The organism is Planktothrix sp. PLAVEN19ND, from assembly GCF_057220675.1.
This window is the reverse complement of the sequence record NZ_CM170132.1, coordinates 256,753-268,865: the sequence shown is the minus strand read 5'-3', so window position 1 is coordinate 268,865 and position 12,113 is coordinate 256,753. Positions and strand designations below refer to the sequence as shown.

Sequence of the window (12,113 nt, the reverse complement as noted above, 5' to 3'; positions counted from 1 at the left end):
ATCCCCACGCCTTTAGGCAAAGGGAGTGTCAAATTAGAATGTGGAGGCAGTTGCAAAGAAGCACCAAACCTAAATCTTGAGGTTTAGGAATCGTCGCACTTTTAGGGCGGTGAGGGTGTCAATAAGGCAACTTTGAAAGATCGTACCGAATAAGGCGAATTCATGACAATGCCACAGTTTGACAAAACCCATGTCTCTCCATCGGAACCCAACGAGGAAGTTTCGAGTCCCACCCTATCGGAAAATGCTTTAGAAACCCCGGTAGAGGAAAACACCAAGACCCAGAAAAAAATCCCGTTGAAACTTCCGGCTTGGTTTTGGGGATGGCCGTTTCTGTGGCTGATTGTCTTACTGGGGTTTGGGACGATGGGGACAGGGGCGTTGTTGTGGTTATTGACGATGCCACCCGTCCCAAACTGTGAGGATATTTCGTCCCTATCTCCCGATAGCGAACATTTGTATTGTGCCGATATTGCCACAAAGTCGGGCAAAATTGAACCCTTACGTCAAGCCTTTGCCCTGGTTGCTAGTTGGCCGGCTGACCATCCCCTCCAGGGACTCGCCCAGCAAAAAATGAAAGAGTGGTCACAGGCTTTAATTACCATTGCAGAGCAGAAGATTGAAACGGGAAATTTAGAAGATGCCTTAGCCATTGTTAATATTGTCCCGAAAAATACCCCCGCCTATGAGTCGGTTGCCGTTGCCATTGAGGGATGGAAAAATAATTGGGATCAAGGGCAAAAAATTTATGACAAAGCCCAAGCAGCAATGAAGGCATTAGATTGGAGTAAAGCCTTTGAATATGCCCAGGCTTTATCTAAGTTAAATAATAGTCATTGGAGTGAAAAACGGTTTGATGAAATCATGGATCGTTTGAGCTTAGAGCGTCAAGGGAATCAACGACTGAATGAAGCCCGGGAGTTGGCTAAAGACAACACCCCGGAAAAGTTAGCGGAAGCGATCGCCTTAGCTAATCAAATTGATAAAAAACTTTATATTCAAGCGGGTGCAATTAAAGAAATTAAAAATTGGAGTCGATCTTTACTCGATTTAGCCGCTAAACAATTAAAGGAAAAAAATATAGACGGTCTGACAAAAATTGCGGGTTTAGTTCCTAACTATTCCCCTTTATATTCGGAAGCACAAAATTTAATTTTAATGGCCCAAGTGAAAGCCCTCAGTTGGAATCAAGCTAGTAGCAAACCCATTTGGCAACAAATGGCGATTCTGTGGGAAGGACAAGCAACCCTCGATCAAATGGGCAATCAGTCCCTTCCCTATGAGGAAGCCAAAGTCACCTCTAAAGAAGTCTCAGGACAAATCCAGGATCTGATCAATTTACAGTTGGCGACGGCGGTGGCAACTATTCAGCATCCTTTTGCCTTACAACTGGCGATTGATCAAGCTCAGATGATTACCCCCCAACAGCCTCGGCGGGTTCATGCTCAAACCTTAGTCGCCCATTGGCGTAAGGAAATTCAGCGTCTTGAGGATCGACCCTATCTGGCTTTAGCACAACGGTTAGCCCAGACGGAAACCCCGCAAGGATATTCCCTGGCGATACAACAAGCCCTTCAGGTGGCTTTGGGGAGTCCCTTGCGGGTGGAGGCTCAAACCTTAATTGCTGAATGGAACAAACGGATTGAGATTATTGAGGATCAACCTGTCCTGAATGAAGCTTTAGCCTTAGCCAAGGCAGGTAACCTCAGTGCGGCGATTGACAAAGCCTCCAAAATTGGCAGCCGTCGAGCGTTGTATAAGCAGGCACAGGATAAAGTTTCCGGTTGGGTGGCTACAGTTCAAACCGCCGAAGATCGGCCAATTTTGGATCGAGCTTATAATTTAGCGAAAAAGGGAAATCTGAGTGGGGCGATCGCCGAAGCTGCTCAAATTCGCTATGGTCGGGCATTATATTCTGAAGCTCAAGGGGCGGTGGCAGGTTGGGCAGCCGAAAGAGATGCGGCGCTTGCGGTACAACAAGCCCCCACAGAACCCGCTCGTCCCGCGTATCAAGATTCCTACTCGAATGATTCGGGTTATTCTAACAATTCCGAACCCAGCTATTCCGAACCCAGCTATTCAAATGATTCGGGCTATTCTAACAATTCCGAACCTAGCTATTCCGAACCTAGTTATTCCGAACCACCTAGTTATTCACAACCTAGCTATTCCGAACCCGCAGCATCTCCGGCTCAGGAGATTGCACCCGCCCCGGCTGAACCCGCACCAGAAACCCGCCCCGGCTGAACCTGCCCCTAGTGGTGGAAATAATGCACCCGATCCTAATTTATTCTTGGAGTAGAGACCGATCATGGTCGGTCTCTACTCGTAGGCGAATCCAACCTAATAATTAAGCCGCAACTAAACCACTATGAATTAATAAAGGTTTTGTACTCGGTTCCCGTCCTCGGAAGGCTTTAAATACTTCCATGGGATGCAAACTTCCCCCTAGGGCTAATACCGTATCTCGGAAGCGTTGCCCAGTTTCAGACACCGCATTTTCATTATCTAATCCGGCTTCTTCAAAGGCGGCAAAGGCATCAGCACTTAATACTTCTGCCCATTTATAACTATAATATCCAGCCGCATAACCCCCGGCAAAAATATGACCAAAGGCGCATAAAAACGCATCTTCAACTATTGGTTTTAAAACCATAGTATTCTCGGCAATCCGGTTACGAACATCATTAACGGTTTCATTTCCTCCGGGTTGATAACGGTGATGTAATTCGATATCCACAAAGGCAAAATGTAGCTGTCTTAACATGGCTGTCCCGCTCATGTAGGTTTTAGCCGCTAATAACTTTTGATAATAATGTTCGGGTAAAGTTTCTCCGGTTTGATAATGTTTTGCCATGCCAAATAATGTGGCTTGGTCATAACACCAATTTTCCATAAATTGGCTAGGCAATTCCACCGCATCCCATTCCACGTTATTAATTCCCGCCGCTCCAGGATAGTCAACGATGGTTAACATATGTTGCAGGCCGTGACCAAATTCATGAAATAAGGTTTCTACCTCTCCAAAGGTCATTAAACTGGGTTTATCATCCACCGGGGGCGTTTGATTACATTGTAAATAAGCCACAGGTAATCGGACTTTAGTTTCGCCATTTTCGACGAATTTAGCCCGGTTAATACAGTCATCCATCCATGCCCCTCCCCGTTTTTCTGCGGGGCGACTATAGGCATCTAAATAGAAAAATGCGATGGGATTTCCGCTTGAATTAGCCACTTGAAAATAGCGCACTTCTGGATGCCAAATGGGAGCTTGACCATCGGCGGGAGTAATTATAATTCCAAAGATACGTTGAACTAATCCAAATAACCCATCTAGGACTTGGGGTAAGGCAAAATAAGGCCGTAATTCTTCATCGGTAAAGGCAAATTTTTCTTCCCGTTGTCGCTCTGACCAAAAACTAATATCCCAATGTTGTAAATTCTCGGCTTCTGTGGCTCCTTTTGACCGCGCAAAGGCTTTTAAATCTTCAAATTCCTGTTGAGTTGCTTGATAACTGACAAGGCGTAATTCTTCTAATAAGGCTTCTACGGCTTCCACATTGGGAGCCATTTTGCTCTTTAAACTCAGTTCGGCAAAACTATTGAAACCGAGAATATTGGCTTTCTGTTTTTTGAGTTCTAAAATCCGTTCAATTAAGGGAAAATTATTCCATTCCCCACTCGATGCCCGACTAATATAACCGCGATAAACTTGTTCTCGCAGGTCTCTCCTCTGACTGTATTTTAAGAAGGGGCTAAAACTGGGTAAATCTAAAGTAATCTGCCAGGGGCCGTTTTCGGCGGTGGCATTTTCCGACCCCGATGAACGGGCAGCTTGAGCAGCTAAACTGAGTAAACTTGGGGGTAATCCGGCAATTTCTTCCGGTGTTGTTAAGGTTAAACTAAAGGCTTTTGTCGCATCTAAAACGTGATTAGAAAACTTAGTTGAAAGCTCGGCTAATTCTAACTGAATGGCATTAAAGCGATCGCGATCTTCTCCTTCTAATCCAACTCCAGATAATTCAGCATCTCGTAAAGCCGTATTCACAATTCGTTGTTGAGCCGAATCTAAATTATCCCATTCATCGCTATTTCTTAATTGTTTAAAAGCCTGATAAATTGCTTTACTTTGATTGAGTTTATTGATAAATTGAACAATATTAGGCTGAACCGTTGCATGGGCTGTTCTCAATTCAGGACTATTTTTAACTCCCATTAAATGACCGACAATTCCCCAACTCCAGGTTAACCGTTCCTGTAGTTTTTCTAAGGGTTCAACTAAATCCTTCCAAGTGGGTTTGACATTAGTTTCTAACTGAGTTAGATCCTGTTCTAATTCTGTTAACAGTTGCGTGATCCCAGGGACAACCTGATCGGGTGTAATCTGTGGAAAAGGGGGTAATCCCTGACCAATTAATAGGGGGTTTTCTGTGATCGTGGAACTCATACTTCTATTGTTTTCAATTTAGGGGGTAAGACATCTTATATAGTATCAGAAATTTGAATATTGTTAAAATATTTGTGCAGCTTACCCAGCTTTAAAACCAGAACCACCACCAACTTTTTCGTTTTCCATTCGGTCTAATCGTACGCCCATTCATTTTAGCCGTGGCTAATTGTTCATCGGTGACAATGGCATCGGTCAGATTAGCACCACAGAGATTCACCCCTCGCAAATTAGCCCGATTTAAACAGGCATTTCTCAAATTTGCACCCCGAAGATCCGCCCGTTCCAAATTAGCATTACTCATATAGGCTTTAACTAATTTAGCATTTCTGAAATTAACATTTGTTAATCTTGCCCGACCAAAATTAACTTCTGTTAAATCGGCTCCTTGAAAATTCGTATTACTTAAACGGGATTCGTAAAAATTAGCTCCAGACCCATCAAAATTTTCTAAATTTAAACCACTTAATTCACAGTCTGCAAAATCCCGTCTGCCCTTTATATATGCAGTTTTTAATGTGTTTTCATTCCATTTTGGGGCTGAATTTACCGGGACAGAAGCAGAATTAAATTTATTACTTGCACTAGAATCAGAGATCATGCTGACTGGAGCGCCTTGATTGGAACTGAAACTACTGATTAGAGCAGTTTGATCATGAATATCCTGATCTCCTCCCAGGTTTCCTGGTTTTTTCTTAGCTAACCGTTGTTTCCTTTCCCGAATTTGTGCACCTATTTTTTCTGAAGTCAACATCAACCCGGTATTTTCATTGAAAACAGTAGGTTCATTCGTAGAAGTTGGTAATTTCGAGTTAGAAGTTGAGTTAGACTTCTGCTGCATTACCATGCCTTCTGAAAGACCTCCATAACTAAATTCAGAATCTAATGCTCGCAGAACATCTTGCGCCGATTGATAGCGATACTGCACCGAAAATTCTAACATTCGTTGCAATATACTGCAAAAAGAATCACTCACATCCAGATGGGGTTGCCACAAAATTTCCCCCGTAATTTGATTACTTTCAAAGGAATTAGGAGACTTCCCGGTCATCAAATAAACGCAGGTCATTCCCACCGCATAAATATCACTGGCATAAACCGGACGCAAGGCCATCTGTTCGGGAGGAGCAAACCCCGATGTGCCGATGGCAAAATTAGTAAAAGCCGTTTGTCCAGTTCCCATCATTGTGGCTTGGTTAACTTGATCTTTAACGGCTCCAAAGTCAATTAAAACCAGATTTTGATCAATTCGCCGACGTAAAATATTAGCAGGTTTAATATCTCGGTGAATCACTTCTTGACTGTGAATATAATCTAATATGGGAAGAATTTCCCGCAGAAATTTTTTGGCTTCTGCCTCGTCAAAAATACCCTTTTCCTTGACCTCTTGTTTTAAGGTACAGCCATCCACATATTCTTGTACCAGATAAAATTGTTTTCCCCCGACAAAATAATCAATCAGGCTAGGAATCTGAAGATGATCACCAATTTTACCCAGGGTTTTTGCTTCCCGTTGAAATAACTCCCGTGCCATTTCTAAAATTCGAGCCGATGTCGCCGTGGGTCGCAGTTGTTTGACCACACAATTCGGCTGTTCGGGTAGGGACATATCAGCAGCCAGAAACGTTGCCCCAAATCCTCCTTTGCCCAAAGGTTGAATCACCTGATAGCGATTTCTCAGCAGCAATTTTGAACCACAAGCCTTGCACTTGAGGGCATCATCTAAATTTTCAGGTTGAGGGCAGGCTGGATTAACACAGTAGCTCATGATGTTTGAGATTGCTTTTTACCAGTGAACGGGGAACTTGCAAAACCCACAGGACGGACGATATGATACTGGATTTGTGTTTTACTTATTCCTCAACGACTATGCCACCCTTGAAGCATAAACATTCGTTTTCTATTAATCTTGCTCTTGTAGCAATATTTGAACGCATTGACACCACAATCATAACACAAAATCCTTAGAGTTTCAGTGGTTGAGCTTCAACACCTTAATAATCAACACTTAACACCCGACTTGATGCAACAATGGATTAGGAACATTGAAAGCGAATCACGATGCGTATTTCTCTAAATTGGTTACAAGAACTGGTAGATATCCAGATGACCCCCCAAAATTTGGCAGAAACCCTAACGGTGGCGGGGTTTGAAGTAGAAGATATTGAAGATTGGCGTTCCTGGGCTGATGGGGTTGTCCTGGGAAGAATTATTCAGGCCGAACAACACCCCAATGCCGATAAATTAAGGGTTTGTCTAGTGGATATTGGGGGTTCAGAACCCCTGAATATTGTCTGTGGAGCACCCAATGCAGCAGCAGGAATGGTTGTGGCTGTAGCAACCCTAGGAACTTATTTACCTAAAATTAATTTAACCCTGAAAAAAACTAAATTGCGGGGAGTTTCCTCCGAGGGGATGATTTGTTCTTTAGCTGAATTGGGATTAGAAAAAGAGTCCTCGGGAATCCACAGTTTTAACCTAGAAAATCCAATATTAGGCAGTGATATTAGACCCTTATTAGGGTTAGATGATGTCATTTTAGATGTCACCGCCACGGCTAACCGCGCCGATGGCTTAAGTATGGTGGGAATTGCCCGGGAAATTGCCGCATTAACCGGGGCAAATTTAAGAATTCCTGAACCGCCGGAGTTGTTAATTACACAGCCAGATGAATCGGAATATTTAGCAATTGAAATTGCCGATAAAACCGCCTGTCCCATCTATATTGGCACGATGATTAAAGGAGTGAAAATTGCGCCTTCTCCCGATTGGTTACAACGGCGTTTACAAGCCGCGGGAGTGCGTCCAATTAATAATGTGGTAGATGTCACGAATTATATTTTATTGGAATGGGGACAACCGCTTCATGCCTTTGATTTAGATCGGCTAAAACAGGTAACTCACTCTCAAGATTTAACCGTGGGTGTGCGGTTTGCTAAATCCGATGAATCGATAAAAACCTTAGATGGTCAAACTCGGAAATTACAAGAGCAAAATCTGTTAATCACGGCTAATGATTATCCGGTAGCTTTAGCTGGAGTTATGGGAGGGGAAGAAACAGAAGTTTTTGCCCAAACTCAAAATATATTGTTAGAAGCAGCTATTTTTTCCCCCATCACTATTCGTCGTTCCGCTCGAACACAAGGACTACGCAGTGAGGCTTCTACCCGTTATGAACGCGGGGTAAATCAGGCGGAATTAGAATTGGCTTGTCGGCGGGCTATTTTATTACTAAAAGAGTTGGCTTCTGGGACTCCAACTCGTCAAGAAAGCGATCGCAGTCCCCTAGAAATTCAGACTCCTGAAATTACATTAAGGTTAGATAGAATTAATGCTATTTTGGGACAACTGAAACGAGACGAATCTCCCTATTTATTACCCGAAGAAGTAGAGAAAACCCTGACGGCTTTAGGATGTAAATGTAGGGGCGGGTTCATTCAAATTCCGGCAATGAGCAAAGATATCACAGAACCCTCCCGTACGGAGTCTCCCAATAATTCTGTGGTTTGGCAAGTTACGGTTCCCCCCTATCGTTATCGAGATTTAGAACGGGAAATTGACTTAATTGAAGAAGTTGCCCGTCTCTACGGATATGATCAATTCCGTGACACTTTACCCCGTCAAGGAGTATCGGGTTATCTTCCCTTAGAACAGGTGGCAACCCGACAAATTCGGGCGGCTTTTCGCGGGGAAGGACTCACGGAATTAATGCACTATTCCCTAGTCAAAACAGCAGGGGATAATCAAGTGGTTTTAGATAATCCTTTGTTTGTGGAATATTCGGCTTTACGCACCGAAATGTTAACCGGATTAATTGATGCCTTTGTCTATAATTTAGAAAATGGCAATGGGCCGTTAAATGGCTTTGAAATCGGTCGAATTTTCTGGAAAGAAGGGGATCAATATAAAGAACAAGATGCTGTTGCTGGGATTATGGGAGGAGACTCTAGTTTTGGCCGTTGGGTTCGCAGTGGTCAAGAGCAACCCCTAACTTGGTTTGAAGCTAAAGGGATTTTAGAAGCGGTATTTCAGCGCTTGAATTTAACCGTTGAATATAAACCGGAATCTACCCTAGAATTGTTACACCCCGGACGCACCGCTTCTTTATGGTTACAGGGAAAACGGTTAGGAATTTTCGGACAATTGCATCCGCAACTGTGTCAAAAACAGGATTTACCGAATCAAGTTTATGCCTTTGAATTCCAGTTATCGGTATTATTAGAAGGGATGAATCGCCCCTCTAATTTAGTTCGTAAGTTCAAACCTTTTTCAGCTTTCCCCGCTTCCGATCGCGATATTGCTTTTTTCGTCCCCGTCGAGGTAGCGGTCGCAGATATTCAACGCTGTATTACCAAAGCCGCCGGAAATTTATTAGAATCGGTGGAGGTTTTCGACGAATATCGGGGGAAAAATGTACCTGAAGGTCAACGGAGTTTGGCTTTTCGTTTAGTTTATCGGGTGAGCGATCGCACCTTAACTGATAGCGATATTGATCCCTTCCAACAAAAAGTCCGAGATGCTTTAGTGCAACAATTTAACGTCAGTCTCAGAAGTTAGATATTAGTCAACAATCAACAATCAATCAGCAACAATTATGCCAAAATATGTCATGTTCGGAAGCTATTGTGAGAACGTTCTTGAGAAACGAGAACCCTATCGGGCGGAACATTTAGAACGATTAAAACAACAAAAAGAATCGGGAGTTTTATTAACCATTGGCCCGACTCAGGATGTTACTAAAATATTTGGGATTTATGAGGCGGAGGATGAAGCAACCGTGCGTCAGTTAATTGAGTCTGACCCCTATTGGCAAAATGGGATTTGGACGGAATATGATGTTAAAGCCTGGATTCAAGTCTATTAAGATTAAGGCTAAATTTATCCCACCCAAAATTTCAAAAATTATCCATTTTTGATTTGTTGAAGTAGATGAAATCCCCGCCCATTCACGGCGGGGGGGTGTCAACCCTAACCCCCTAAAAAATACTGTAATTTAATATTAATCTTAGTGTTTTCCCCCGCTACCACCACCGCCGCATCACTGAATTTGGGGGGCCCGGTGAGAATGGTGGGATTTTTAGAAAAACCAAATCCTTCGGTGGGAATTCCTAAAGCATTTCGGTTAGCCGTTTTATCGTTATTCGCATCATGAATAACGGCAATAGCATAACTACCTGGTTGTAAATTATCAAAATTCATCACCACAGGAACTTCTGTAATACTCACACAACCGCTTTTTATGGCATCATCTCCATTACTGGGGAAGCCTTTATTACTCGCAAATAAACTCGCACAAACTTGTCCATTTTTATTTTTAAACCCATCAATAGTCAGGGTTATTTTGCTTTTGGTTTGAGCATGAACATTAACAGAAACCGAAAAAATACTGACAAAAAGGAAAGAAGTCAGAAACATTAAGGGTTTTGCAGATTGAATCATTGGGGGATTTTAGGAAATGGGTTAAACGGGGATTAGTCTGTTTAAATTATCCCATAATTCAATGGTTTTGTAAAGTTGTTTTGTTTGGCGATCGCCTCCAATTCATACTCAATTTAGAAATTCAATCTGATCTAAATCCAGATTAAAATTCTCCTGACCGATATTAAATAAAGTGGCAAGACGATCACCTTTTTCTGTATAAGTTAATTCTATTTTTAGATAACTTTCCGGTTTATAGGGCAAACGATCCGCCCATTCAATGGCAATAATTCCGGGTTCTACTTCGATTCCTTCCCAATATTGTTCTAAGTTCAAGTGTTCAATTTCCGATGCTTCTAATCGATATAAGTCTAAATGGTAGAGAGGAATCCTGCCATTTAGATATTCATTAATCAAAGTAAATGTCGGACTTTCAACGCAGTCAGAAATGTCTAAACCTGCTGCTAAACCTTGAACAAAAGTTGTTTTTCCGGCTCCTAAATTCCCTTCTAATAATAGAATACTATTGGCTGGGAGCGATCGCCCTAATTGTTTCCCTAATTCATGGGTTGCTTGGGCATTGGGTAAATGGAATTGAGTCATAATTTTATATGAATAGTTTAGAAAAGATTAAGCCCTAAAGGGCTTACTACTTTGTAGTGAGTCCTTTAGGACTCTCTAACCTATGGGTTAGTTTTGCCAAACCATCTTAATAAAACTTGGGCTAACCGATAGGGATCATGGCGTAAATATCCGGTATCGGGATCAACATCCATAACATTACTCATCACAATTCTGCGACCCAATTGTTTAACCAGATCTCGATCTAAAATAACTGGATGAGAGTCTTCTTGAGCATAGCGAATTAAAGCATTAGCTGGGGGAACTGTTCCTTGAGTTAACACCGCATCAAATAATTGATAACCGCAGGCTTTATCAATGGCTTTAATATGATCGGAAACGGTATAACCATCGGTTTCCCCTGGTTGCGTCATAATATTACAAATATAAATTCGAGGAACATTTCGAGAAGCAATGGCAGCGGCGATTTCTGGAACTAATAAATTAGGAATTACACTTGTATATAAACTACCAGGGCCAATAATAATCAAATCTGCCTCTAAAATCGCTTGCACTGCTTTTGGTAGGGCGGGAGGGTTGGGGGGAATACAACCAATTGTCAAAATTTTTCCCTTAGCTTCAGTAATACTAGATTCCCCATGAATTCGGCGACCATCGGCTAATTTTGCCCATAAATTAACATCTGTTAATGTGGCGGGTAGGACTTGACCTCTAATGGCTAATACCTTAGAACTAGCGGCAATTGCCTGTTCTAAATCTCCTTCAATTTCACTCATTGCAGTTAAGAATAAATTTCCGAAACTATGTCCGGTTAATCCATCTCCGGCGGTAAATCGGTATTGAAATAATTCCGTTAATAATCGTTCTTCATCAGCTAGGGCGGCGATACAATTCCTAATATCTCCCGGCGGCAATACCCCCATTTCTCGACGTAACCGTCCTGAAGATCCGCCGTCATCTGCCACAGTAACAATGGCGGTAATATTCGCACTATATTCCTTCAATCCCCGCAATAGAGTCGATAACCCAGTTCCGCCCCCAATCCCCACGATTTTCGGCCCCCGTAATAATCGGCGATGACTCAACAAACGATCGACTAATTGTTCATCTCCGACCGGATAAAAGGCTTCACTAATGGAATTGAGACTGCGGGTTTGACTCCAAAGAACTAGGACAACCCCCAAGGCAATCATCAATGGCCCCGAGATATAATTTGGCACAACGGTGGTAATCCATCCTAATAAATTTTTCAGCAGTTGTAGGATGTAATAAATCGGAGTCATTCCCGTCGAGATTGCCAACCCTAAACTAGCCACTAACACCCCCGTGGCGCTAACCGCCATCCACCGCTTGATAAACAACCCAGGAGATAACCATTTAAACCATTGGTTAATCATCCGGGGAGAACGATAGTTCGATAGGCCAAGATGGAGTCTGAGTTTCATAATTCTGCGGAGGGTGTGTTTGAACAAACCAGTTGACATAGATAGTGTTTTACTCTGATATACAGGCTTTTACAGACAATTTAGACTACGCGAGGTTGTACTGATCGTAAAATAACGGACTAGAGGTTAATCCCATCGGGCTATCGGTGTTTTTAATTTTTCTCAACGAGGGAGATCAAAGTGATGATAACGATTAAATCGTTTGCTTAACAACCGTATCG

The 12,113-nt window shown here is 42.5% G+C and carries 8 protein-coding genes; 3 read left to right on the top strand and 5 right to left on the bottom strand.

The features are described from left to right. Positions 1–168 precede the first annotated feature (168 nt). A complete protein-coding gene (locus tag AC2D3N_RS01190) occupies positions 169–2,247 on the top strand; it encodes a hypothetical protein (protein ID WP_484692540.1) in 2,079 nt (692 codons plus the stop codon). A gap of 103 nt (positions 2,248–2,350) precedes the next feature. Here AC2D3N_RS01190 and AC2D3N_RS01185 read toward each other — a convergent pair whose 3' ends face one another. Further along, positions 2,351–4,447 carry a M3 family metallopeptidase gene (locus AC2D3N_RS01185; RefSeq protein WP_484692539.1) on the bottom strand — a complete coding sequence of 699 codons (2,097 nt, stop codon included), beginning with the start codon at positions 4,445–4,447 and terminating at the stop codon, positions 2,351–2,353. 91 nt (positions 4,448–4,538) lie between these two features. After that, on the bottom strand, positions 4,539–6,215 hold the full coding sequence (locus AC2D3N_RS01180; protein ID WP_484692538.1) for a protein kinase domain-containing protein: 1,677 nt from the start codon (positions 6,213–6,215) through the stop codon (positions 4,539–4,541). Between the two features lie 293 nt (positions 6,216–6,508). Here AC2D3N_RS01180 and pheT point away from each other — a divergent pair, with 293 nt between their 5' ends. Both pheT and AC2D3N_RS01170 read left to right on the top strand, forming a co-directional pair. Next, positions 6,509–9,004: a phenylalanine--tRNA ligase subunit beta gene (pheT, locus tag AC2D3N_RS01175; protein ID WP_484692537.1), complete on the top strand. Its 2,496-nt coding sequence runs from the start codon at positions 6,509–6,511 to the stop codon at positions 9,002–9,004. Between the two features lie 37 nt (positions 9,005–9,041). Beyond that, positions 9,042–9,311: a YciI family protein gene (locus AC2D3N_RS01170; RefSeq protein WP_079679878.1), complete on the top strand. Its 270-nt coding sequence runs from the start codon at positions 9,042–9,044 to the stop codon at positions 9,309–9,311. Positions 9,312–9,415: 104 nt separating this feature from the next. On the opposite strand, the gene AC2D3N_RS01165 is transcribed toward AC2D3N_RS01170, so the two are convergent. From AC2D3N_RS01165 to AC2D3N_RS01155, 3 genes are all read right to left on the bottom strand, one after another. Next, positions 9,416–9,886 (bottom strand): DUF2141 domain-containing protein, encoded by a 471-nt coding sequence (locus AC2D3N_RS01165; protein ID WP_484692536.1) that lies wholly within the window; start codon positions 9,884–9,886, stop codon positions 9,416–9,418. 108 nt (positions 9,887–9,994) lie between these two features. Then, entirely contained in the window at positions 9,995–10,468 is a 474-nt protein-coding gene (tsaE, locus tag AC2D3N_RS01160) for a tRNA (adenosine(37)-N6)-threonylcarbamoyltransferase complex ATPase subunit type 1 TsaE (protein ID WP_484692535.1), read from the bottom strand. A gap of 80 nt (positions 10,469–10,548) precedes the next feature. Beyond that, positions 10,549–11,892: a gluconeogenesis factor YvcK family protein gene (locus AC2D3N_RS01155; protein ID WP_234996718.1), complete on the bottom strand. Its 1,344-nt coding sequence runs from the start codon at positions 11,890–11,892 to the stop codon at positions 10,549–10,551. Positions 11,893–12,113 lie beyond the last annotated feature (221 nt).

Excerpts from the sequence above, each read along its gene's own strand:
- AC2D3N_RS01190 (WP_484692540.1), top strand. The coding sequence starts at position 169 with ATGCCACAGTTTGACAAAACCCATGTCTCTCCATCGGAACCCAACGAG.
- AC2D3N_RS01185 (WP_484692539.1), bottom strand. The coding sequence starts at position 4,447 with ATGAGTTCCACGATCACAGAAAACCCCCTATTAATTGGTCAGGGATTA.
- AC2D3N_RS01180 (WP_484692538.1), bottom strand. The coding sequence starts at position 6,215 with ATGAGCTACTGTGTTAATCCAGCCTGCCCTCAACCTGAAAATTTAGAT.
- pheT (WP_484692537.1), top strand. The coding sequence starts at position 6,509 with ATGCGTATTTCTCTAAATTGGTTACAAGAACTGGTAGATATCCAGATG.
- AC2D3N_RS01170 (WP_079679878.1), top strand. The coding sequence starts at position 9,042 with ATGCCAAAATATGTCATGTTCGGAAGCTATTGTGAGAACGTTCTTGAG.
- AC2D3N_RS01165 (WP_484692536.1), bottom strand. The coding sequence starts at position 9,886 with ATGATTCAATCTGCAAAACCCTTAATGTTTCTGACTTCTTTCCTTTTT.
- tsaE (WP_484692535.1), bottom strand. The coding sequence starts at position 10,468 with ATGACTCAATTCCATTTACCCAATGCCCAAGCAACCCATGAATTAGGG.
- AC2D3N_RS01155 (WP_234996718.1), bottom strand. The coding sequence starts at position 11,892 with ATGAAACTCAGACTCCATCTTGGCCTATCGAACTATCGTTCTCCCCGG.